At 56.8% G+C, this 23,980-nt stretch carries 21 protein-coding genes and 3 pseudogenes; 3 read left to right on the top strand and 21 right to left on the bottom strand.

The genetic code is table 11. The features are described from left to right. Window positions 1-17 precede the first annotated feature (17 nt). The 19 genes and pseudogenes from SD70_RS09690 to cymR form a co-directional block, all read right to left on the bottom strand. A complete protein-coding gene (locus tag SD70_RS09690) occupies window positions 18-953 on the bottom strand; it encodes a peptidase U32 family protein (protein WP_041047365.1) in 936 nt (311 codons plus the stop codon). Between the two features lie 6 nt (window positions 954-959). Continuing rightward, window positions 960-2,051, bottom strand: a complete 1,092-nt coding sequence (gene mltG, locus SD70_RS09685) for an endolytic transglycosylase MltG (RefSeq protein ID WP_231571139.1) — start codon at window positions 2,049-2,051, stop codon at window positions 960-962. 77 nt (window positions 2,052-2,128) lie between these two features. Continuing rightward, window positions 2,129-2,422 carry a DUF1292 domain-containing protein gene (locus SD70_RS09680; RefSeq protein WP_041047364.1) on the bottom strand — a complete coding sequence of 98 codons (294 nt, stop codon included), beginning with the start codon at window positions 2,420-2,422 and terminating at the stop codon, window positions 2,129-2,131. Beyond that, window positions 2,419-2,727, bottom strand: coding sequence for a DUF1292 domain-containing protein (locus SD70_RS09675; protein WP_041047363.1), 309 nt, complete (start codon window positions 2,725-2,727; stop codon window positions 2,419-2,421). The genes SD70_RS09680 and SD70_RS09675 overlap by 4 nt, the downstream gene beginning before the upstream one ends. A gap of 5 nt (window positions 2,728-2,732) precedes the next feature. After that, window positions 2,733-3,149: a Holliday junction resolvase RuvX gene (ruvX, locus tag SD70_RS09670; RefSeq protein ID WP_041047362.1), complete on the bottom strand. Its 417-nt coding sequence runs from the start codon at window positions 3,147-3,149 to the stop codon at window positions 2,733-2,735. Between the two features lie 13 nt (window positions 3,150-3,162). Further along, entirely contained in the window at window positions 3,163-3,423 is a 261-nt protein-coding gene (locus SD70_RS09665; protein ID WP_041047401.1) for an IreB family regulatory phosphoprotein, read from the bottom strand. Window positions 3,424-3,684: 261 nt separating this feature from the next. Continuing rightward, window positions 3,685-6,319, bottom strand: a pseudogene (alaS, locus tag SD70_RS09660) (alanine--tRNA ligase). A gap of 377 nt (window positions 6,320-6,696) precedes the next feature. After that, a complete protein-coding gene (locus SD70_RS39760; RefSeq protein WP_331436761.1) occupies window positions 6,697-7,620 on the bottom strand; it encodes a hypothetical protein in 924 nt (307 codons plus the stop codon). Beyond that, window positions 7,620-8,336 (bottom strand): extracellular solute-binding protein, encoded by a 717-nt coding sequence (locus tag SD70_RS39755; protein WP_331436760.1) that lies wholly within the window; start codon window positions 8,334-8,336, stop codon window positions 7,620-7,622. The genes SD70_RS39760 and SD70_RS39755 overlap by 1 nt, the downstream gene beginning before the upstream one ends. Before the next feature lie 108 nt (window positions 8,337-8,444). Further along, the gene (locus SD70_RS09650) at window positions 8,445-9,341 is read right to left on the bottom strand and encodes a carbohydrate ABC transporter permease (RefSeq protein WP_041047361.1); all 897 of its coding nucleotides are present in this window, start codon (window positions 9,339-9,341) and stop codon (window positions 8,445-8,447) included. A 15-nt stretch (window positions 9,342-9,356) separates the two neighbouring features. Further along, window positions 9,357-10,322, bottom strand: a complete 966-nt coding sequence (locus tag SD70_RS09645; protein WP_052487220.1) for an ABC transporter permease — start codon at window positions 10,320-10,322, stop codon at window positions 9,357-9,359. Window positions 10,323-10,578: 256 nt separating this feature from the next. After that, entirely contained in the window at window positions 10,579-11,223 is a 645-nt protein-coding gene (locus SD70_RS37845; RefSeq protein WP_231571138.1) for a helix-turn-helix domain-containing protein, read from the bottom strand. Then, complete coding sequence (locus tag SD70_RS09640; protein ID WP_231571137.1) at window positions 11,139-12,818, bottom strand: PDC sensor domain-containing protein; 1,680 nt, start codon at window positions 12,816-12,818, stop codon at window positions 11,139-11,141. Before SD70_RS09640 ends, SD70_RS37845 begins: the two co-directional genes overlap by 85 nt. Window positions 12,819-12,897: 79 nt before the next feature. Further along, entirely contained in the window at window positions 12,898-14,136 is a 1,239-nt protein-coding gene (locus SD70_RS09635; RefSeq protein WP_041047360.1) for an alpha-L-fucosidase, read from the bottom strand. Between the two features lie 119 nt (window positions 14,137-14,255). Next, window positions 14,256-15,321, bottom strand: a pseudogene (locus tag SD70_RS09630) (AI-2E family transporter); the annotation flags it as partial. A 139-nt stretch (window positions 15,322-15,460) separates the two neighbouring features. Next, window positions 15,461-15,664 carry a hypothetical protein gene (locus SD70_RS09625; protein WP_041047399.1) on the bottom strand — a complete coding sequence of 68 codons (204 nt, stop codon included), beginning with the start codon at window positions 15,662-15,664 and terminating at the stop codon, window positions 15,461-15,463. A gap of 53 nt (window positions 15,665-15,717) precedes the next feature. Next, a complete protein-coding gene (locus SD70_RS09620) occupies window positions 15,718-16,212 on the bottom strand; it encodes a PRC-barrel domain-containing protein (protein ID WP_041047359.1) in 495 nt (164 codons plus the stop codon). A gap of 50 nt (window positions 16,213-16,262) precedes the next feature. Next, window positions 16,263-17,423: a cysteine desulfurase family protein gene (locus SD70_RS09615; RefSeq protein WP_041047358.1), complete on the bottom strand. Its 1,161-nt coding sequence runs from the start codon at window positions 17,421-17,423 to the stop codon at window positions 16,263-16,265. 14 nt (window positions 17,424-17,437) lie between these two features. Continuing rightward, window positions 17,438-17,857: a cysteine metabolism transcriptional regulator CymR gene (gene cymR, locus SD70_RS09610; RefSeq protein ID WP_041047357.1), complete on the bottom strand. Its 420-nt coding sequence runs from the start codon at window positions 17,855-17,857 to the stop codon at window positions 17,438-17,440. A gap of 226 nt (window positions 17,858-18,083) precedes the next feature. Here cymR and mnmA point away from each other — a divergent pair, with 226 nt between their 5' ends. Both mnmA and SD70_RS35895 read left to right on the top strand, forming a co-directional pair. Further along, entirely contained in the window at window positions 18,084-19,226 is a 1,143-nt protein-coding gene (gene mnmA / locus SD70_RS09605; protein WP_197080972.1) for a tRNA 2-thiouridine(34) synthase MnmA, read from the top strand. Between the two features lie 242 nt (window positions 19,227-19,468). After that, complete coding sequence (locus tag SD70_RS35895) at window positions 19,469-19,609, top strand: hypothetical protein (protein WP_156157949.1); 141 nt, start codon at window positions 19,469-19,471, stop codon at window positions 19,607-19,609. A 92-nt stretch (window positions 19,610-19,701) separates the two neighbouring features. Here the strand turns inward: SD70_RS35895 and SD70_RS35890 are convergent, their stop codons facing one another. Beyond that, window positions 19,702-20,103, bottom strand: a complete 402-nt coding sequence (locus SD70_RS35890) for a hypothetical protein (RefSeq protein WP_156157948.1) — start codon at window positions 20,101-20,103, stop codon at window positions 19,702-19,704. After that, window positions 20,100-21,452, bottom strand: coding sequence for a replication-associated recombination protein A (locus SD70_RS09595; RefSeq protein WP_052487219.1), 1,353 nt, complete (start codon window positions 21,450-21,452; stop codon window positions 20,100-20,102). Before SD70_RS09595 ends, SD70_RS35890 begins: the two co-directional genes overlap by 4 nt. A 315-nt stretch (window positions 21,453-21,767) precedes the next feature. Here SD70_RS09595 and katG point away from each other — a divergent pair. Further along, window positions 21,768-23,941 (top strand): annotated as a pseudogene (gene katG / locus SD70_RS09590) (catalase/peroxidase HPI). Window positions 23,942-23,980 lie beyond the last annotated feature (39 nt).

Below are 23,980 nucleotides of genomic sequence, written 5' to 3'. Positions count from 1 at the left end.
TCATCCCCTCCCTTTCGTCAATACACTTGCTCTTTATAAAAAAATCCGTACGACAGCTCGCGGTCGCTCGGCTGCAGCGCCTGGATCGTTTCCAGCCACGTTTGGTCGAACGTGAATCCGGCCGGGTCGGTGCAGTAGGCGTCGATGCAGGCGCGATAGCTGCGCAGCGCCGCGATATTGTATTCCGCGCTTTTCAGCACGCTTTCGATTTTGAAGCTCGCAATCCCGGCGTCCATAAGCTCCGGCAAATTTTCCAGCATGCAGATGTCGTCCGAGCTCATGACGTGCGTGCCGCTTTCGTCCTCATATATCGGGAAACGCTCGGTCGGGCGCTCCTGCTCGACAAGATAAAGCCCCCGCTCCGGATTATACGACTGCCCTTCGGACGGGCGGCCGAGATGTTCGGTATAGTTGTGCAGCAGCTTTCGCTTGGAATGATAAATGTTCGTCATGCCGTGCACCTGCACTTCGACTTCCATGACGCCTTTCAGGCGAGAGGCCATTTCGGCCAGCTCCTCCAAGTTCAGCTCGCGGGCGGCGACGACGCGAGTTGCTCCTTTGCGCCCCCAGAAAGAAGCCGTCGCCCAGTTCGTCGACGTCATCTCGGCGTTCCAATGCAAGGCAAGCTGCGGCGCGTGAGCCTTCACTGCGGCGAGCACGGCCGGGTCGCCGTACACGACGGCATCGACGCCTGCGGCGGCCAGCTCCTTGACGTAATCCGGCAGCGTGCGCACCGTATCGTTATCCATGATATGATTCAGCGCGGCGTACACTTTGACGCCGGCTTTATGCGCTTCCGGTACGGCGCGGCGCAGCGCTTCCGCCGGGACGTCGCCCGGCAGCCGCAGGCCGTAGCGTTTGTCGCCGACGAGCAGCGCATCCGCCCCGGCTTCGGCGTAAGCTGCCATCTGCTCGGCGGAGCCCGCCGGTATGAGCAATTCTGGTTTGTTCACGACGCTTCACTTTCCTTCCTGAGTTTTGCTCGCCGCAATGTTCTTCTTATGCTGTTCGAACGTCTCGGCGAACAAATGGCCTTTGGAGCCGTCCTTCTTCGTAACATAGAACAAATACTTCGTATCCGCCGGCGACAGGGCGGCCCGTATCGATGCGGCGCTCGGACTGGCGATCGGCCCCGGCGGCAAGCCGGTGTGCAAATACGTATTATAAGGGCTTTCGAGCTGCAAATCTTTCTCTACGAGACGATCTTTCGGCTTGTCGAACAAATACTGAACCGTGGCGTCGATTTGCAGCGGCATATTCCGTTTGAGCCGGTTCACGATAATGCCGGCAACGACAGGCCGCTCTTCGTCGAGAACGACCTCGCGCTCGACGAGCGAAGCGATTGTCAGCACTTGATGCAGTGTAAAGCCGGAACGCTTCAGCTGCTCGTCCCAGCCCGGGATAGCCGCGATTTTGCCGTCGGTTTCCGCCAGCATGCGCTGCACCATTTCCTCCGGCCCGGTGCCTTTCTTGAATTCGTATGTCTCGGGAAACAGGTAGCCTTCGGCTTTATGCTTCACTTGCGGCGAATCGGGCAAAGCGGGGATGACGGCGCCGCGGTAAGCCCCTGGCCGGTCGATCAGGCGCATGACCTCTTCGTTCGATTGGCCTGTCGCTTGGGCAATTTTGTCGGCAATTTGCACCGCTGTATATCCTTCCGGAATCGTCAGCCTGATCGTATCCTCTTTGACCGTATCTCCGTCGTTTAGCTTGGCGATAATGGCATCCAGCGGCGTCCCGGGCGTCATCGCATATTCGCCGGCTTGAAAGCGGGAGCCTTCTTTCCTCCACTTCAAATAGTATGTGAAAATGCGATCGTCGCGAATCAGCCCGCTTCTCTCCAGAATGCCGGCAATTTGCGCGGGGCGCGAACCGGCAGGGACGGTAAACCGCACTTCTTGCGAAGATGCCGGTACGGGGCGGAGCGCTTGCGACACGTAGAGGGCTGCGCCCGTAATCGCCCCCAAAGCGATGACAATGAATAAGGCCGCGACGATCATTACGATTTTCCATACGGACCGTTTCGGCGGCAGCTGCGTCGTCGATTCCACGGCATACTCCTTCGGCTGATCAAGTTTGGCGAGCAACAGAAAAAGAGCGGACAAGCCGCTCCTTCAGCGCTCGCTATTTATTCGTCTTCAAGCGGGAACAACATCTCGTCATACAGCTCCGATACCGTCTCCCACTCGTCGTCGTCTTCGATGTTCTCCAGCTCGAGCACGCCGCCGTTTGCCACGACGCGAAATATCGCCACTTCATCTTCTTCGCGGAGCGCCTCGGATTGCAGCACCGCGTAGCCTTGCCCGTCATGGATGAACTCGGCGACGATGCGATACGCGGCGGATTCATTTTGCTCATCGTACAAAATGATATCATCTCCGTACGCAGCGCGCAAGGTATCCGTCGTCTTCACTCCGTTCATTGGTCCTCTTCCTCGTCGTATTCGGCCATCAGCGTGTTGAACGTCTCTTCGACGATGTTCCATTCTTCCTCGTCTTCGATCGTATAAAGCTTCAGGTCGTCTCCGTTTTCGTCTTCCTCATAGCGGAAAGCGTACACTTCGTCGCTTTCCTCGTCCGCTTCGACCGGCACCACCATCATATACTTTTTGTCGGAACCGTCGACCTCGAACTTCATAATCACTTCGAACTCTTCCTCGTTGCCTTCCTCGTCCGGAATATAAATGATTTCCGGCTCTTCGTGCTGCTCTTGTTCTTTCCCGGCCACGGCCTTCACCTCGCGTTCTTGGAATCCATATAGCCTTGCAATATAAGCGCCGCCGCCATTTTATCGATGACGGCTTTGCGCTTTTTGCGGCTGACGTCGGCCTCGAGCAGCGTGCGCTGCGCGGCGGCGGTCGTCAGCCGTTCATCCCAAAGGCGGACAGGCAGCCCTAGTATGGCCTCCACTTCGCGTGCGAATGCAATGCAAATTTCGCCACGCGGGCCGATCGTGCCGTTCATGTTTTTCGGCAGGCCGACAACGATTTCACCGACGTTAAATTCCGCTACAAGCTCTTTCAAGCGGGCAAAATCGCGCTCTGCCGTCGTGCGGCGAACCGTCTCGACGCCTTGCGCCGTCCAGCCGAGCTCGTCGCTGACGGCGACGCCGATCGTCTTATCCCCGTAGTCGAGCCCCATCGTTCTCATCCGGCGTCTCCTGTCATTTGTGCTGATTGATGTAGGAGCGCACCAGTTCTTCGATCAGCTCGTCGCGCTCGCGTTTGCGGATCAAGCTGCGGGCGTTGTTGTGGCGCGGAATGTAGGCCGGGTCGCCGGAGAGCAAATAGCCCACGATCTGGTTAATCGGATTGTACCCTTTCTCCTGCAGCGCTTCGTACACCGTTAAAATGACTTCTTGGGGTGACGTTTCGACCTCTTCCGCTTTCACATTGAATTTCATCGTTTTGTCCATGGAACTCATCGCGATCACCCTCGCTCTCTTACCGATATGCCATAATGTGATATATTCTGTACGCGGCAGAAAATTCCTTTTTCGCCGTATAATTTTTAAGGCTTTTGAGAAAAAAGGGCTGCGCTGCGGGTTGGGAATATGGGTCTCCGGCTTCGCCCACAATCGTGTTCCCATGAATCGAATAGAAGGTGGGAACACGATTTCAAAGGCGCACGCTGCGCTCTCCGCCCCCACATTCCCATCCTCCGCTCCGCCTTGCTCAGCATTTATTTAAGCGTGCTGCTTCGCTACCAGCTCTTCGACAAGGCGCAGCGCTTCGCCGAGCTTGCCCGGCTCCTTGCCGCCGGCTTGCGCCATTTCCGGCTTGCCGCCGCCGCTGCCGCCGCATGCCGCCGCGGCTTCTTTGATCAGCTTGCCGGCGTGGAAGCCTTTAGCCGCGAGATCCGGGGTCACGGCTGCCACCAAGTTGACTTTCCCGTCGGCCGCAGCGCCGAGCACGATGACCGCGGAGCCAAGCTTCGCTTTCATTTCGTCGACAATGCTGCGCAGCGAGTCCATATCGCCGGCGTTCGTCTGCGCCGCCAGCACCGTGATGCCGGCCACCGTCTTCGCCTGCTCCGCCAGCGCGCCCGCTTCCACGCGGCTCAGCTTGGCGCGGAGCGATTCGTTCTCGCGGCCCAAATCTTTGATCTGCGCCAGGACGGCCTCGATCCGCTTAGGCACATCGTTTACGTTCGCCTTGAGCAGAGCGGCGGCATCTTTCAGCTGCTGCAGCTGGGCGTCGAGATACTGGTACGCATGGCGGCCGGTGACCGCCTCGATGCGGCGCACGCCGGAGCCGATGCCGGACTCGCTGACGATTTTGAACAAGCCGATCTGGCCGGTGTAAGCGACGTGGCAGCCGCCGCACAGCTCCAGGCTGTAGTCGCCGACCTGGACGACGCGCACCGTTTCGCCGTATTTCTCGCCGAACAGGGCCATCGCTCCGAGCGCTTTCGCTTCGGCGAGCGATTTCGTATAAATGTCCAGCTTCGTATTGCGCCATATTTGCTCGTTGACGCGCTGCTCAACATCCTGCAGCTCTTCGGCGCTGACCGCGCCGAAATGCGAGAAGTCGAAGCGAAGCCGCTCCGGCTGCACGAGCGAGCCTGCTTGATTGACGTGCGTGCCCAGCACTTCCTTCAACGCTTTATGGAGCAGGTGCGTGGCCGTATGATTTTTCACGATGTCTTCGCGCAGCGAAGGGCTGACGGCCGCTTGTACCGTCTCGCCCTTGCGCAGCACGCCCGCTTCGACGCGGACGGTGTGCACGTGCTGGCCGTGCGGCGCTTTGCTTACGTCTTCGACAACGAGCTTCAGCTTGCCGTCAGCGCCTGTAATCACGCCGTGATCGCTCACTTGCCCGCCGCTTTCAGCGTAAAAAGGCGTGCGGTCGAGCACGATCCGGCACGTTTCGCCGGTGCCGGCGAGATCGACGAACTCGTTCTCGTGGACGATGGCGATTACTTTGGCAGACACTACCAATTCAGTATATCCAACAAACTCGCTTTTATCCGTAAAATCGGCCAGCGGACCGCCCTGCACCTTCATGCTCTCGGATTCCTGGCGGGCGCCGCGGGCGCGGTCGCGCTGCTCCTGCATCGCCGCGTCGAAGCCGGCGCGGTCGACCGTCATCCCTTTTTCGGCGGCGAAATCCTCGGTCAAATCGAACGGGAAGCCGTACGTGTCGTACAGCTTGAACGCGTCGGGGCCGCTGATTTCGTTCTTGCCCTCGGCTTTCGCCTTGGCCGCCATCTCCGTCAAAATGTGCAGTCCGTCGCTCAGCGTCTCGTGGAACCGTTCCTCCTCGGTGCGGATGACGCGCTCGATGAACTCGCGCTTCTCCACAACTTCCGGATAGTAAACGCCCATAATGTCGCCGACGATGGAAACGAGCCGGTGCAGGAACGGCTTCTCGATGCCGAGCGTCGCTTTGCCGTAGCGGACGGCGCGGCGCAGCAAGCGGCGAATGACGTAGCCGCGGCCTTCGTTGGACGGCAGCACGCCGTCGGCAACGGCGAACGTCACGGCGCGAATATGGTCGGCGACGACTTTCAGCGCAACATCGGTGTCGCTCTTTTCGTGATACTTGACGCCGGCCAGCTTGCAGGCAGCTTCGATAATCGGCATGAACAAATCGGTGTCGAAGTTCGAATCGACGTCTTGCAAAATCGACGCGAAGCGCTCGAGGCCTGCGCCCGTATCGATATTTTTGTTCGGCAGCGGCGTATACGAGCCGTCCTTATTATGATTGAATTGGGAGAAGACGAGGTTCCACACCTCGAGGAAGCGCTCGTTTTCCCCGCCCGGCCAGCATTCCGGATCGCTTAAGTCGCCGTACTTGTCGCCGCGGTCGTAAAAAATTTCCGTACACGGCCCGCACGGCCCTTCGCCGATATCCCAGAAGTTGTCCTGCAGCTTGTAGATGCGCTCCGCCGGCAGCCCGATTTTTTCGTTCCACAGCTTGAACGCCTCTTCGTCTTCCGGGTATACGGTCACCGACAGCCGGTTCGGGTCGAAGCCGATCCATTTCGGGTCCGTCAAAAACTCCCATGCCCACGTAATGACTTCTTCCTTGAAATAGTCGCCGATCGAGAAGTTGCCGAGCATTTCAAAAAACGTATGTGCGGCGCGTCTGTCGCACATTCTCGATGTCGTTCGTGCGGATGCATTTTTGCGAGTTGGCGATGCGCGGGTTTTCCGGCACCATGCGGCCGTCGAAATACGGCTTTAGCGGCGCCATGCCGGCGTTGATCCAAAGCAGTGACGGATCGTTATGCGGCACGAGCGGCGCGCTCGGCTCGATGTGGTGTCCTTTCTCCTTGAAAAATTGCAGCCATTTGGCTCGGATTTCGCTAGCTTTCATCGTAGGTCAGACTCCCTTCACGGAAAAAATAACGCCCCTGTCAATGACAGGGACGATTGCTCGCGGTACCACCCTGGTTACCGCCTGCGCATGCGCGCCGAACCTTACGGTCCCGCCGCCGCTTGCTAGCGATCTCCTTATGCGGACTGTAACGGGTCCCCCCGGCGGAGTTCGTCCGCGCTCCGAAAGCAGCCTTCGGCCGTTCTTCGCCGCAGAGCCCTTCCAGCCGGCGCTTTCCGCATCGCAAATCGCTTGCGGTTCGGGCGTCCGGGGCTCTTTCTCTGTGGGGCGGGCTACAGCCTACTCTCTTTCATCGTTGCGTTAGTGCTATATCGTAAAAATTATAGCCGTCCGCCGCAGCGATGTCAACATATGGGTCATTTCTTCAAAGCCTTCTGGTAAATGTCCAAATATTTGTCAAGCTGCAGCCCTTTGAACCCGGCAACGTAGCTGTCCCAATCTTTGTCGATGTCTTTGCTGCCGGTAATGAACTGGGCCATGTTCGATTTTACGTAGTCTTTGATCGTCGTTTTGAGCTGCGCGGCGAGGGAAGCGTCGGCAGGGTCGATAAACACGTCGGACGGGTACACCGCATCCGGTTTGGCGTACGGCTCGTACTTTTTCGACTCTTTCCACAGGCGGTACTCGTAACCGTCGCTTCCAAGCGGATCTTTCGGCGCCACAAAGCCTTCGCGGATCGAGTTCGTCATCAGCATGAGGCCCAATTGCTGCCACGAGTCGTTTTGGACCTCCACCCCTTTATTCGACGCAATGACCGCGTATTTGGCCGGCTGCCCGTTGTAATCCGTCTCGCCGCTGTTCGCTTTTCTCCATCCTTCGTTTTCGAAGCCCCACGACGTAAGCACGGTCGCCTCCTCCGAGTACAAATAGTCGGCCATGCGCATGGCGGCGATTTGCTGGTCTTTGCTCGCTTTGTTCGTAATGACGAATTGCCCGTTGCCCGCTCCAACCGAATAGCCGGCCAGCTGTACCCCGCCGGGCCCTTTGAGCGGAGGCACGACTTCGAAATCTTTATGGCGCGGCGTAGCGTCGTTAGGCGAGTACAAGTAACTGATCAATGCGGTAGTGACGGAGCCAACGACCTGATCCGGCTTGCTGGCAAGCTGCTTGACCGCATCGGTGTTTTGCGTGAACGAAGCTTTGTCGATGAGCCCTTCGCTATACAGCTTGCGCAAATATTTGAGCCCTTCCTTCCACTCGGGCTGAGCTGCGGACAGCAGCACCTTCCCGTCCTTCACGCTGAAATACGAATCCATGTCATCGTAAATGAACGCGTTCATCAGAAGCCGTCGACGCCTCCGGCCCACATATCGTACGAGGTGGTGAACGGAATCTCGTCCGCCTTGCCGTTGCCGTTCGGGTCTTTTTCCTTAAACGCTTTCAATACCTCGTAAAATTCGTCCGTCGTCGTCGGCATCTTGAGCCCGAGCTTATCGAGCCATGCTTTGTTGATCCACATTTTTTCGCCATATGTGCAATGGAAGCATTCGTTAATTTTCGGGATGGCGTAAATTTTCCCGTCCGGCGTCGTCATGGCGGACTTCAAATACGGGATGTCGGCCATCGCCTTTTTGATATTGGGGGCATATTTGTCGATCAAGTCCTTCAGATCGATGAACGCGCCCTGCTGTCCGTATTTCATTTGATCCGCTTTGCTGAATGCCGCCCCGAGCAGTACGGCCGGGTAGTCGCCGCTCGCCATCATGAGCTGCTTTTTATCGTCCAGCGATTTGTCGGGGACGACGTTCCATTTGATTTTGACCTTGGACTTGTCTTCCACAACTTTCGTAAACCGGTTCGTCTCCAAATTTTCGATCGCCGGCGACTGCGGCGCGAATACCGTCAATTCTACCGGCTTGTTCGGATCTTGCGTCCGGGCCGCATCTTTGGCATCGGCTTGCCCGGCCCCGGCCCCGGACTTCCCTGATTCGCAAGCGGACAGGATCAGCGATATGCCGAGCAGCAAGCTTGACAGCACCATTAGCGATTTTTTCATTTGTACCCCTCCTGATACGTTTGTATGAATCGCAGCTTTCTTTTGAAACGCTGTTTCGGCTCCGGTCAGCCCCACCTCCTGCAAATGCCGCGATTTTGCTTGCCCCGCTCAGCCTTTCAGCGATCCGATCATCACCCCTTTGACGAAATGTTTTTGCACAAACGGATAAATGATCAGCACCGGCGCGCTGGAAACAACGATCAATGAATACTTCAGCAGGTCTTTCAAGCCTTGCTGCACGAGCAGGTCGTTGACATTGGCCACCATCGCCGGATCGACGGTGTTCAGAATCAAGATGTTGCGCAGAAAAATTTGCAGCGGAAACAAGTTGGCGTTTTTCAAATAAATGAGGGCGTTGAAATACGCATTCCAGTGTCCGACGGCGTACATCAAGGTCATGACGGCGAGAATCGGCTTCGATAAAGGCAGGACTACGTTCACCATGAACTTGAAGTCGCTGCAGCCGTCGATCTCCGCCGCTTCGGCCAGCTCATCCGGTATTGTCGTTTGAAAAAACGTGCGGGCTACGATCACCTGAAACACCGCCAAGGCGCCGGGCACGATCATCGCCAGCCTCGTGTCGAGCAGCCCCAGCGACTTGACGACCAAATAGTTCGGGATAAGGCCTCCGTCGAAAAACATCGTAAACGCGAGCGCGAACATGATGGCGCCGCGGCCGTAAAACGTTTTCCGGGCGAGCGGATAGGCGATCATGACCGTCATCGCGACGTTTACGAGCGTCCCGAACACCGCGTAAAAAAGCGAATTTCCGTAGCCGATCAAAATGTTCGCATTCCGGAACACCGCTTTGTACCCTTCCAGCGAAAAATCGACGGGCCACAGCCACACTTTGCCCGAAGTCACCGCTGCCGGCGAGCTGAACGATGCGCTCAAAATGTACAGCAGCGGGAACAAAATGACGCACAGCACCACTGTCAAAAACAAATAGACGGCTGCTATGAACAGCCTGTCGGCTGCCGATTCGCGAATGGCGCGTTTTCCCATGCCGCTCCCCCTTCGTTACCATAAACTTGTCGATGACAGCTTCTTGGCCGCCGTGTTGACGACGATCAGCAGGACGAAATTGACGACCGAATTGAACAGCCCGATGGCGGCCGAGAAGCTGAAGTTGGCGCCGAGCAGACCGACCTTGTACACATAAGTGGAGATCACTTCGGAGGCGGTCTGGTTGAGCGGATTTTGCATCAAATAGATTTTCTCGAAGCCGAGGCTCATCACGTTGCCCAAGTTCAGGATCAGCAAAATGACGGTGACGGGAACGAGGCTCGGGATGTCGATGTGAACGATCTTCTGCAGCCTCGTAGCGCCGTCCACTTTGGCGGCTTCGTACAAGTCCGGATTGACGCCGGACAAGGCGGCAATGTAAATGATCGCTCCGTACCCGGTATATTGCCACACGTCGGACCAGACGTAGATCGATTTGAACAGCTCCGGCTTTCCCATCAAATCGACCGGCTCGACGCCGAACGCCGTAAGGATGTTGCTGAACAGCCCTACGTGGGGGGACAGGTTGACGATAATAATCGAAACCATAATGACCGTAGAAATGAAATAGGGGGCGTAAGTGACCATTTGCACCGATTTTTTGAACCATCCGTTTCGGATTTCGTTCAATGCGAGCGCCAAAACGATCGGTGCGGGAAAGCCGACGATCAGCCCGTACAGCGTAATGCCGAGCGTATTTTTGATGTACTGCCAAAAAAACGGAGTGTCGAAAAACTGCTTGAAATACTTGAACCCGACCCACGGGCTGCCGAAAACGCCCTGAACGACGTTGTACTCTTTAAAAGCAATCAGCACGCCGAACATCGGCACATATTTGAAGATCGCGATGTAAAGCAGCGGTGCGAACACCAGCAAGTAAAACTGCCAGTGCTTTTTTATTTTTTTGTAAACGCCGTATTTGTTCGGCTTGCCCTGAGCCGCCTGCCGCTGCAGAACCGCTTCGCTTCGTGCTCCTGCCATCGATCGCTCCCCTTTGCCCTGACGATTGTTTTCATTGTAAGAGGCGCCGTTTCCCTCAGGCAACAAACAAGATTCGCAAGCCTAACCCGATTCGCCTGGGCCCGAACCCGTTCATCGGCAACGTTCGCCCGCTTGGAGCAAACCGTTTTCTCCCCCTTAACCGGATTCGCTTAGGTGCCGGACAACGAAAAATCCCGCCAAGGATCGCTGCCCTTGTGCGGGATTTTTGCTCAGCCCGATTCTTTTTCCAGTCAAGTCATCCTGCCTCGCCTGCCTGTTGCTCCCGGTAATCTCCGGGCGAAACGCCCGTAACCTTCTTGAACACGCGGCTGAAAGAAATAGCGCTTGCGTATCCGACCTCTTCCGCAACTTCTTGCACCGACCGGCCGGATTCGGCAAGCAGCTTCCGGGCGTGCCGGATACGCAGCTCGATCAAGTAATCGACAAACTTCTCCCCGGTCTCTTCTTTAAACAGCTTGCTCAAATATTTTCCGTTGATGCCGAACTTTTCGCTCAAGTAATCGAGGGACAAGTTCGGGTTGGCGAAACTTTGCTCCATATAGACCCGAATGTCGCGGATGATGCCGGCGTAGTTGCGCTTTTCCCGAATCGCCTTCATCCGTTCGAACAGCAGGCCCAGCGCATCTTCGAAGCGAAGCTCCATCCGCTCCAGCGTATCCGATTGGCGCAGCGCCTCGTGCAGGGCCGGCTGCCCTTCGCCGCTCCACAGCTCTTGAAATTCTTTGGCCATCGACGCCATTTCGCGCCCGAGACAATAGATCATGTAATCCGCCAAGTACGTAATGTCGTCCTTGTTCAGCAAATCCCGCCCGATATTGCGGACGATCGTTTTGTACCGGTCCCGCCAATCTTCCTTCGCCAGCCGGAACGACTGCACCATGCGTGCACGAGATGCAAGTACGCGAACGCGCTCCCCTGCTCTTCCTTCGCCACCGCCGCATAAGGAATGATCTCGTTTTCGCCGAGAATCATTTTATATTTCAACGCCTGCAGCGCCTCTGCGTAAGATTCCGGAATGAGCGTAAAATCGTCCGCCGGTTCTCCGGCCCCGGCCGTGATCGTCAGCTTCAGGTTCTCCTCCACCCACGTGCGGACATGCTCCAGGACGGACAGCACTTGGCGCCGGCCGTCCTGGCCGTCCTCGATCTGCGCCAGGACGCCCAGCGTGGATACGGAGAGCCATTCCGCCCAGACGGCGGTATCGTGCTTCTGCGCGATTTCCTGGATGACGCTTTTCAGCGCGAATTTGATCAAGTATTGATCCCGCTCCGGATACATGGCGCAAAACTGCGCGTAGTTGTCGATTTCGACCACGCTCACCGACTGCCGCTGCGACAAATCGGGCAGCTGCATCGCCGCGCGCTGCCCCTCCCATTGCTCAATGCTGCGCGGATAACGGCCGTCCAGCAGCTGCTGGAACAAGTACGCTTTTTTCAGCAGCAAATCTTCCCGGTGCTCCTGCTGAAACCGGTTCGACTGCTCCATGATGCTGTCGAGCGCCGATTCGATGAACGCGAATTCGTCCTGGCGCTTGCCGTGCAGCAGAGCGTTTGATTTAGTCAAGGTAAAGCTTTGGATGCGGGTGACGATCTGTTCGATCGGTTTGTAATTTCTTCTCGTCACGAACACGATCCAGCCGACGCCCGCCGCGATCATCAGGACGCCGATCATGACCCAGACGCTGTACAGCTGATTGGCGATGCTGACGAGCTTGCCGCTGACGAGACCGCTTTGGTACACCCAACCGGTATAGGGCGACGTATAGCGCGAAAAAATTTCCGCCTTCCCTTCCTTCGGCCCGTGAGAAGCGAACATGTTGACGCCGTTCGAGTCCAGAATCCGGATAAAGCTGACTTCAGGATTGTACATGCTCTCGATCGAGCTGTAGATCGAATCGGCGGAGACGTTGATCACGACAAAGCCGGCGCCGTTCGCGGCGAACGGGGCTTTGCGCACAAGCGTGACCATGTGCTGCACGTCTTTGAAGCTGAATTCCCGGAAATCCCGCAAGCGTTTCCAGCTCGTTTGGCTGCCCTCCGCTTCCAGCTGCGATTTGATAAACTCGTAATCGGCGTAGTCCTGAAGCCGGGAAGAAGTCGCGTTGCTGATAACGAATTGATCCGACGTCCGTACGAGATACATCGAGCCCACGAGAGGGTACGACAGCATGAACTGGTTCATCGCCTTGACGACTTGCATGTTAAGCAAGACGTCATCCTGCTTCCCGCGGGTAAAAAAAGCTTGCAGGTCCGGGTTGTTGATCATTTCCGTCAACAGCATCTGGTCGATCGTTTTCAACGAAGAGTCGACCGAGTGCATAGCCTGAAGCAGCAACGTTTCGTTCGCTTTCATCGCTTCTTTGCGGTTCTGTTCACTGAGCAGCTGGAAAAAGACGAAGAAAATGAATGAGACGACGATGAAAAAAGCCGGCATATACGACAGCAGCTGACGGTAAAACCATGCTTTTCGGCTCATAAATTCCTCCCGGGCGCATTCGGACTGAAAACGGAGGAAAGCCGGCCCAGGCTTCCTCCGAAATGGCCGAACATCATCGTCAAACGCCAGCGCGGAAAACGGCGAACGAGCGGATCATCGGCTTATCGGCGCTGGCCGTCACGCGCAAACGAAGCTCCGTTGCGGCGACCGGCTCGAAGCGGTCGATTTTTTTGTGGCCGATCGCGCTGCCGCGGACGAGCTCGATCCACCTTCCGGCTTGCCGGGCCTCGAGCACATATTCCTGCACGCGCTCGCCATGGGCGATGTCCTCCATAAGCACTGCATGATCGACGGTCGTCTCCGCTCCCAGCCGCACGGATACCGTTTCTCCTTCGCCCGCCCCCGACGCAAGCGGCCGGGAAAACCGGCGCCGAATTTCGCGGCCGAATTCCAGGAGCCGTTCGGCATCGGCGGCGGGAAGCAGCCCCCGGTCGTCGGGAGCGACATTGAGCAGCAGCGTCGCTCCGTGCCCGACCGACCGGTAATAAATGTCCAGCAAATCGTCCAGCGTGCGCAAGCTGCTCTCGTCGTCCGGGTGCCAGAACCAGTGCTTTTTGCGGATCGGCACATCGCATTCTGCAGGAACCCAATTCGGCGTTCCCGGCATCCAGGTAAGCATATCGCTCGTAAACATGCTTTCCCGCGCGGTAGTCGCCGTATTCCAGCACGGATAAGGCGCAACGCCGTCTTCGTTGCCGACCCAGCGGATCGTCGGCGAGCCCATATTGAAAATCATCGCATCCGGCTGGTGCCGCTTGACAAGCCCGATGATGCGCGGCCAATCGTATTCGCGGCCCTGCGAGCCCGCCCCGTCGAACCATACTTCCACAAGCGGCCCGTACTGTGTCAGCAGCTCGGTCAACTGCCGGCAATAAAAGTCGTCGTATGCGGCTTTATCCGAATAGCAGGGGGCGTTTCGGTCCCACGGGGACAAATACAGCCCGAACAGCATCCCCTCTTCGCGGCAGGCGTCGGCAACGCCGCGGACAACGTCGCCCTTGCCGTTTTTCCACGGGCTCGATTTGACGGAATAAGCGGTCGTTTCGGTCGGCCACAAGCAAAATCCGTCGTGGTGCTTCGCGGTCAAAACGACATATGTGAAGCCCGCTTCCTTGGCCGTGCGGACCCACTGCCGGGCATCCAGCATTTCCGGGTTGAACAATTGCGGCGAATCCGTCCCGTCCCCCCACTCCTGGTCGCAAAACGTATTGATGCCGAAATGGCAAAACATGCCGAGCTCCAAGTCCTGCCAACGCATTTGCTGCGGCGTCGGCCTGGCGAGCGCCAGCCGGGTCATACGCACCTCTCCCTTATTTCACTGATGGTTTTCTTCTCCAGTTTAAAGGGGGGTCCGGTCATCGCACAATAAACAAATTTCGAGCGGGCAACCGATTTCGCCGGCCGCGGCTCACGTCGCGTCCGCCGATGGACGTAATGGAGTATGACGTGCTGCACGATCACCTTAAGCACGGCGAAGAACGGCACGGCGAGAATGAGCCCGACGATGCCCCCGACCTCGCCGCCGACAATGAGCGCGAAGATGATGACGAGCGGATGGAGATGAAGCGAGCGGCCGACGACCTGGGGCGAGATGACGTTGCCTTCGAGCACCTGGACGACGAGGTTGACGGCGGCGACGAGCAGCCACCATTTTCATCGAAACGGTTGCGGCCATCAGGAGAGCCGGCGCAGCCCCGAAAAAAGGCCCCAAATAAGGGATGATGTTGAACACCGCGACGATACTGGCCAAGAGCAGCGGGTAAGGCATGCCGATCAGCCAGTAGCCGAGATAGGCCAGCCCCCCGATGATCAGGCAGACGAGCAGCTGGCCGCGGATATAATGGCCGAGCGCTCTGTCGATATCGAGCAGCAGCCGCACCGCCCGTTTCCGCTGCGACTTCGGCACGACGGCGAGGGCGGCTTTTTCCAGCAGTTGAAAGTCCTTCAGCATATAAAATGCGACGAACGGCACAATGAAGATGACGAGCAGCACGCCGATCGTGTTGCCGATGCCGCTTACGTAGTTAGCGACCGCTTCGGAAATGCCTTGCTCGAACCTGGCGAGCGAGCGGTTAATGCCGTCGCGCACGCTGATCGGCAGCAGATCGCTTTTGTTGTAACCGTCGACGATCGATTGCGCTTGCAACGTGAACTCCGGAAGGTGCTCGTTCAGCTCGTTCACCTGTTTCAAAAACATCGGCGTCAAGTTCATGAAAATGACCGTAAGCGACGTAATAAATACGCTGTAAATGAGCAGCACGGCGATCGTGCGCGGCACTTTGCGCCGCCCGAGCAGGCTGACTACCGGATTGAGAATGTAGGAGATCATAAGCGCAATAAGAAAAGGCGTCAGCACCGCCTCCAAAAACGAAAACACGCCGCGCAGGATCGGCCTGATCTGCAGCAGCATGTACAGGATGAGCAATCCGAGCAATGTGTAGACGAGACCGGCAAACCAGCGGTTGCGAAACAGCGGCTCCATGCGGATCCCTCCCTATCCGGTAATTTCCGCCTCGCTACAGTATATGTAGGGCGAGTCCCGGTTATCCTGCAAAAACAAACAAGCCTCCGGCAACAAAGCCGGAGGCATCCCATAAGCAAGCCGCGCATAAACTGAATGTTTAGGTAGCGTGAACTTGCGCTTCTTGCATGTCCTCTTCAAAGAACAGGTCGTCTAGCGAGCTTAGCGTACCGTCTTCTTCGACTTGGTAGACGGACATTTTGTCGCCGTTCACCGTAAGCTCGATAAAGCAGCCCCAGCAATAAAATTGATGGGAGCCGATTTTGCCTATATCTTTGGAATTGCAGTTGGGACAACGCATCATCATACATCACACCTATTCCTATGAGTTACGAAGAGATCTCCAGACAGAGTCGGCTATTGCAAGCTGGAAGACGGGACGACTACCGCATCTTCCCCTAACACGGCATGCTCGGGAATCGGAAACGTGATGCGCCCTTCCCGCAAATCTGACAGAAATCCTTCGGACAATTCCAATCCAATAACTGGTATTCCCACTTCCGCTGCAAAATAAACATCTTCGATCATGCCCATCTGATCGCCGCTCTTCGTCAGCACCGGCAGCCCGAACAGCTTGCCGTCTCCGTCCGCGAGCGGCCTTGCCTCTTCATCCGCGGCATCGCTGTCCGCTGCGATAGCGTCCGCAGAGCGGATCGTCACGGCGTCTTCGCCGATGCCGACAACATCTTCGGCGCGCACGCTACGCTGCGCCGCGAGCCAGCTTCGCGCTTCCAGCACGAGCTTCTTCAATGTCCAATCCGAACCAATCATCATATCTTTCACGGTACCTACCTGCTTGCCCGTATCGACGGTAAAGACAGGCAGGCCGATGATGTGTTTCGCCTTGCGCAAGCTGGGCCCTCCTTGGGGGAGCGAGAAGCGGCCGGAGCCGCTCCCGCTACCTACCTATACGTTAGGCGGCGCCGAATGGTTGCAATGATGTCGGCGACCTTCTCAACCTGCGGTATAGAGTTCCCCAATCCGAGGCTGAACCTGATGGCAGTTCGTGTCACTTCATCCGGCAGATTCATCGCCTGCAGCACATGGGACGTTTCCAACGAGCCGGCAGTGCATGCGGATCCGCTTGATGCGGCCACACCCTCGAGGTCGAGATTCATGAGCAGCGTCTCGGTATCAAGCCCGAAGAAACTGATGTTGATAATATGGGGCACGCGATGTACGGGATGGCCGCTCACGGCAAAACCGTCCGGCCCGAGCGCCGCGGCCAGCCGCTGCAGCAGCGTGTCGCGCAGCCGCTCGATGGCGGCATTGTTCGCCGCGACGTCCTGGGCAAATAGCTGCGCGGCCTTGGCAAAGCCGACGATGCCTGCGACGTTCTCCGTGCCGGAACGGCGTTTGCGCTCTTGATTTCCGCCGTACAAGTAAGGAGGAAATGCGAGCGTGCTGCGCATGTACAGCAGCCCGACCCCTTTGGGGCCGTATATTTTATGAGCGGACAAGCTCATGAGGTCGACGGGTAGCTCATCGAGCTTCAGCGGAAGCTTGCCCAGCGCCTGCACGGCATCGACGTGAAACGGAATGCCGCGCTCGCGGGCGATCGTTCCGATCGCTTCGATCGGCTGGACCGTCCCTACTTCGTTGTTGACGTACATTACGGAGATGAGAGCCGTCTCGGGACGAAGCGCCGCTTCCACGTCGGACGCGTTCACCAGGCCCGAGCTGTCGGCAGCCACATAAGTGACGTCGCAGCCGAGCTGCTCGAGCCGCTCGCACGGGTGCAGCACGGCGTGATGCTCGACAGCTGTCGTCACGATATGCGGACGCACCCCTGGACGCTTGGCCTGAGCGGCGCTGACCGCGCCGAAAATGGCCGTATTGTTGCTCTCCGTACCCCCGCTCGTATAAATCAGCTCGCCCGGCTTGCAGCCGAGAATAGCAGCCATGCCGTCACGCGCCCGGTTCAGAGCCGTACGCGCGTCACGGCCGAAGCTGTGTATGCTTGACGGATTCCCGTAATGTTCGCGAAAGTAAGGAAGCATCGCTTCCAGCACCTCGGGGTGCATTGGCGTCGTGGCGGCGTTATCCAAATAAATGGCGTCCATATACCGTCCCCAGCCTAAATGTAAAACATATAGTTGTCGTTCTTGCCTTCGTCCTTGTAGGCGTTCAGGCTCGCCAGCGTCGTCGAATCGAGCACCTCGGCGATGCTGTCGCGAATCCGAATCCACAAATCCCGCTTGGCCGGATCGTCTTCCTCGGTAAAATCGACTGGGCTGATCGGACCTTCGAGCACGCGAATGACGTCGCCCGCTGTCAGTTCCTCCGGCGACTTCGATAACACGTAACCGCCGTAGGCGCCGCGGATGCTTTTAACAAGCCCGGCGTTGCGCAGCGGCGCGACAAGCTGTTCCAAATAATGCTCGGAGAGCTGATGCTTTTCCGCGATGCTTTTCAGCGATGTAGGACCTTCCCCGAACTTAAGGGCGAGCTCCATCATAATGGTCAGGCCGTAACGGCCTTTCGTCGAAATTTTCAAAACCCACCATACCTTTGCGCCAAACCATATTGTTCCTGCGATACGCTTGTACTGTGTATAGTTTCCATCTATGACGGACCCCATACGTGCAGGCATACATGTGCATCATATACATGTTAACACAATTCCATGTATTATGGGAGCATAACGATGACATTCTGGTGAATAAAATTTTCATTTTGCCGCTTGCAGCGTTATAATAGATGGAATACAGTTCAGAAAGAAGGTGTGCCGCATGGGTGGCAAAGCTCGCGTCGTGCTCGGAATGTCCGGCGGCGTCGATTCTTCGGTGGCCGCTCTGCTGCTGAAAGAGCAAGGCTACGAAGTGATCGGGATTTTTATGAAAAATTGGGACGATACGGACGAATTCGGCCATTGCACGGCGGAGGAAGACGCCGAAGACGTGCGCCGGGTATGCGATCAGCTGGGAATCCCTTTCTATACGGTCAATTTTGAGAAACAGTACTACGATAAAGTGTTCACTTATTTCCTTAACGAGTACCGCGCCGGGCGGACGCCGAATCCGGACGTGATGTGCAACCGGGAAATCAAGTTCGGCGAATTTCTGGACAAGGCGCTGGCGCTCGGCGCCGATTATTTGGCGACGGGACATTACGCCCGCGTCGAGGAAAAGGACGGCGCCTACCGGCTGCTGCGCGGAGTCGATCCCAATAAGGATCAAACTTACTTCCTCAATGCGCTGAACCAGCGCCAGCTGGCCAAAGCGATGTTCCCGATCGGCCATTTGCCGAAGCCCGAAGTGCGCCGCATCGCCGAAGCCGCCGGCCTCGCAACGGCGAAAAAGAAAGACAGCACCGGCGTCTGCTTCATCGGCGAGCGGAACTTCCGGGAGTTTCTGAGCGGCTACTTGCCGGCTCGTGGAGGCGAGATCCGGACGCCGGATGGCGAGCTCAAAGGGCGCCACGACGGGCTTATGTATTACACGCTGGGCCAGCGCCAAGGGCTCGGCATCGGCGGCTCCGGCAGCGGCGAGCCGTGGTTCGTCGCCGGCAAAGACTTGGAGCGCAACGTGCTGATCGTCGTGCAGGGCGAAAAGCATCCCGCGCTGTACTCCACAGCGCTGACGGCAAGCGGCGTCAATTGGATCGCGCCCGATGCGCCGGCCGCCGGAACCGAGTTTCGCTGCACGGCCAAATTCCGCTACCGCCAACCCGACCAAGGCGTGACGGTAACGGTTCGCGAGGACGGATTGTGGGACGTCGCCTTCGACGTGCCGCAAAAAGCCGTCACGCCAGGGCAAGCGGTCGTCTTTTACGACGGCGAAGTTTGTCTCGGCGGCGGCACTATCGAGGCGACGGCTCCGCTCGCCCCCGAATACGGGTTGGCAGGCGCCGGAACGGCGGGATAAGGCCGTTGATGGTGCGGTTTTGCGGTAACCGCCTGTCCATAAATGCGACAAAAAGGCTCTATTCCCGCGAATGCTCGGGAATAGAGCCTTTTTTTATGCTTTGGACCGGGGAAGGGGTGCCGCGTTGGAAATGATCCAATGGATTCGGTCTCTCACTCTCGCTTAACCGTCTCCGTTGGAAAACGTGCAATGAAAATCGAACTTGCAACCGTGTACAACCCGGATAGGGAAGATTCTGCTGGATGAATTCCAATCACCTTCTGTGCAGCTTGCCCCAACCGCCAAAAACATTGGATGATTTCCAGCGGAACGATCAGCCATCAGCTATCGCCAAGCAGAAGCCGGATTTGCCGGGCGATCTCGACAGGAAGCGGCAGGCGTGACAATGCCGCCAGCCTGTCCGCACGCGCAAGTCCCTTGTCCAGGAGATGCCGCTGGAGCGCCGCCGCTTTGGCTTGCTTTGAAGTGGCAGGCATTAAAGAGTACAGCAGCCACCAGTCCTCCAGCAGCGAGAGAGGTAGCCGGCCTCCACCCCGCTCTGCTGCAATGGCGCTGCGGTCGAACGGAAAGTCGAACAAACCCGCTTCGTGCTCGATGCGGAGGCCGGCCATAACCTCCACATCGTTCCCGCCGATCCGATACCGGTAAAATGCGCGGTGCGAAACGGCGCCTTTGCCGCACCGCGCTCCCACTGGCCTAATCTCCGCAGCGCTTCGTGCGAAGCGGCGGCGTCCGGGAGAGCGACCAAAATGTCGAGATCGTTCGGCTCCGCAGCCAATCCGTATTCGCGCAGCAGCACAGAGCCGCCGGCCGCCCAGGCGACACCCGCCCGATTCAGCGCGTCGGTGACAGCGCCGATGGTGCCGTTCAAGCTCATTCGGCGTCTCCCCTGGAGCTTTCGGCATGTGCCGCAATGTGCCCTTTCCCCCGCCGCCGCTGCTGGTTGAGCCGCATTTTCTCCTCCATTCCCTGCTCGCTCGCCTCGAACAGGACGAGGTTCTCATGCCCGATCGGGAAGTAATCTTGCCTGACATAGTGCCCCGGATAATTGTGCGGGTACTTGTAGCCGACATGGCCGAGCTGTGCGGCGCCTTTGTAATGCCCGTCCCGCAAATGAAGCGGCACCTCGGCCGATTTCATGCGCTCCATCGCCTCCAGCGCGCGGTCCACCGCGAGCGGAATCGAGTTCGACTTCGGGCTCTCGACCGCGAACAAGATCGCTTGCGCGATAATATAACGCGACTCCGGCCAGCCGATTTTATGATACGCGTCCATCGCCGTGACCGCCTGCACCATCGCTTGCGGATTGGCGAGCCCGATGTCCTCGCTGCAGGCCACAATAAGACGCCGCAGGAACGTCATCGGGTCCATGCCCAGCTTCTCGACGGCATACAGAAACCAGAACAAAGCCGCGTCGGAAGAGCCGCGCACGCTTTTGTGGAAAGCGGACAGCACATCGTATTGCGTCGATTCGTCCGCCTTCACCGTCGGCCGGCGAATCGACTCCTCGGCGACAGGCAGCGTAATGCGGATCGTTCCGTCCGCATCCGGGTGCGTCGTGAGCGCCGCCAGCTCCAGCGCGTTCAAAGCGCGACGGATGTCGCCGTTCGCCATATGCGCGATGTGCTGCAAGGCGTCCTCTTCTGCCGCAAGAGAGAGCTCGCCGAGTCCGCGCTCGCGGTCAGCCAAGGCGCGCCGCATCGCCAGCAGCGCATGCTCGTGCGTCAGCGGCTGCAGCTGGAACAGCGTCGAGCGCGACAAGAGCGCCCCGTTCACATGGTGGAACGGGTTTTCCGTCGTCGCCCCAATGAAAATGATGATGCCCTGCTCTACCGCCGGCAGCAGCGCATCCTGGCGTGACGTATTGAACCGGTGCACCTCGTCCAAAAACAAAATCGTCTTCGTTCCGTACAGCTGCTTGTTCGCTTTCGCCTGCTCAATCACGTCGCGCACGTCTTTCACCGAGGCGTCGACGGCGTTCAGCTTCACGAACGCGCCGCGCGTCCGCTTCGATATAATGTTAGCCAGCGTCGTTTTGCCTGTGCCCGGCGGGCCGTACAGCAGGATCGACGTCACCTGGTCGGCCTCGATGGCGCGACGCAGCAGCTTGCCGGGGCCGACGATATGCTCCTGGCCGATATATTCGTCCAGCGTTTGCGGCCGCATCCGGTCCGCCAGCAACTGGCCGTTCGGCCGGGACTCGTCCATATAAGAAAATAAATCCATAATTCGTCAGCACCTTCATACACTGTTTATAGGACATCGTTTTATTATACCTTGCCGGAGCCCGATTTGAATACTCCATTATTAACATGAATATTTAATAATAATAATAATTATAATTTAATATTGACTATTGATTATCGCCTTGTTAATCTAATCAGTAGAAAATGAAAGGGGGATGAGTAAGTATACCCCATAAACTTGTTCATGAAGCTATTTTCAAAAATGTTCGTTCCAAATCAACCAGTTTGCAAGCTTTTTACTATAGGCATAATGATTCGCTGCTTACCTTAATTTTCGCATTGAGGAGGAAAACGTATGGACGCTAACAACACTGGAAAGTGCCCGGTACATCACGGCGGCGCTACTAGTCACAAATCCAGCGGTACGACAAACAAAGACTGGTGGCCCAACCAGTTGAACTTGAATATTCTTCACCAGCATGACAGAAAATCTAACCCTATGGGAGAAGACTTTAATTATGCGGAAGAATTTAAAAAGTTAGACTACCATGCTCTTAAGCAGGATCTTTACGACCTAATGACAAACAGTCAAGACTGGTGGCCTGCTGACTATGGACATTATGGTCCGCTCTTTATCCGTATGGCTTGGCACGCAGCAGGAACTTATCGTACAGGTGACGGTCGTGGCGGCGCCGGAACTGGCGCACAGCGTTTTGCTCCGCTTAACAGCTGGCCTGACAACGGAAACCTTGATAAAGCCCGACGTCTGCTATGGCCGATTAAGCAAAGTACGGCAACAAGATCTCATGGGCCGACCTGCTCGTTCTAACAGGTAATGTTGCTATTGAATCAATGGGCGGCAAGACGTTTGGTTTTGGAGGTGGACGCGCGGATATTTGGCATCCGGAAGAGGACATCTACTGGGGTACTGAAACGGAATGGCTGGGCGATAAGCGCTACACAGGCGATCGCGAGCTTGAGAACCCGCTCGCTGCCGTTCAGATGGGTTTGATCTATGTGAACCCGGAAGGTCCAAACGGCAAGCCGGATCCGCTTGCAAGTGCCCGCGACATACGCGAAACCTTTGCACGCATGGGAATGAACGATGAAGAAACCGTTGCACTGACGGCCGGCGGCCATACTTTTGGCAAGGCGCACGGCGCAGGAGATCCTTCCCATGTCGGTCCAGAACCGGAAGGTGCTCCAATTGAAGCGCAGGGCTTAGGTTGGCTAAGCACGCATGGCACCGGCAAAGGTCGTGACGCCATCACCAGCGGCATAGAAGGTGCTTGGACCGCGAACCCGACACAGTGGGATAATGGTTACTTTGATATGCTGTTTGGATATGAATGGGAACTTACGAAGAGTCCGGCGGGCGCATACCAGTGGGCTCCGGTAAATCCTGCCGACGAGCATCTTGCACCGGACGCGGAAGATTCGTCCATTCGTGTTCCGACGATGATGACCACGGCGGATATGGCATTGCGTGCGGATCCGGTATACGAAAAAATTGCTCGCCGTTTCCATCAGAATCCGGAACAGTTTGCGGATGCATTTGCTCGTGCGTGGTTCAAACTCACGCATCGCGACATGGGTCCTCGCGCAAGATATTTAGGCCCGGAAGTTCCTGAAGAAGTTCTGATCTGGCAAGATCCCGTACCGGCTGTCGATTATGAATTAACTGATGCAGAAATTGAAGATTTTAAAACAAAGATCCTGGACTCTGGACTTACAGTCAGCGAACTGGTAACAACGGCTTGGGCTTCGGCTAGTACTTTCCGTGGCTCTGATTATCGCGGCGGTGCGAACGGTGCCCGCATCCGGCTTGCTCCGCAGAAGGATTGGGAGGTAAATCAGCCGGAACAACTTGCAAAAGTGCTTACTGTGCTGGAAGGCATTCAAAATCAGCTGGATAAGAAAGTCAGCATCGCCGATTTGATTGTACTGGGCGGTAGTGCCGCAGTAGAAAAAGCTGCACGGGACGCAGGCTTTAACGTAACCGTTCCTTTTGCTCCCGGACGCGGCGATGCAACTCAAGAGCAAACCGATGTAGAAAGCTTTGCAGTGCTAGAGCCGATCGCCGATGGCTTCCGCAACTATCAGAAGAAGCAGTATAGTGTAAGTTCAGCAGAGCTCCTAGTAGACAAGGCACAGCTGTTAGGCCTTACTGCACCGGAAATGACAGTACTTGTAGGCGGCATGCGCGTTCTAGGTACAAACTTCGGCGGCACAAAGCACGGGGTATTCACTGATCGTGTAGGCACACTCACGAACGACTTCTTTGTTAACTTGCTTGACATGGGAGTGCAGTGGAAGCCTGTAGACGGAGGCGTATACGAAGGACGCGACCGCAAGACAGGTGAAGTCGTGCGTACAGCGACTACAGTTGATCTTGTGTTCGGTTCAAACTCTGTTCTGCGTGCCCTCGCAGAAGTTTATGCCCAAGACGATAACAAAGAAAAATTTGTGCGTGACTTTATAGCTGCTTGGGTCAAGGTCATGAATGCAGACCGTTTCGACCTTAAGTAACGGTTGACGGAACGGCAATAATACTATTTTCTAAAAAAA

Source organism: Gordoniibacillus kamchatkensis (assembly GCF_000829455.1).
Taxonomy (GTDB): domain Bacteria; phylum Bacillota; class Bacilli; order Paenibacillales; family NBRC-103111; genus Gordoniibacillus; species Gordoniibacillus kamchatkensis.
Note: the sequence above shows the minus strand (reverse complement) of the source record. Positions and strands in the feature narration are given on the sequence as shown.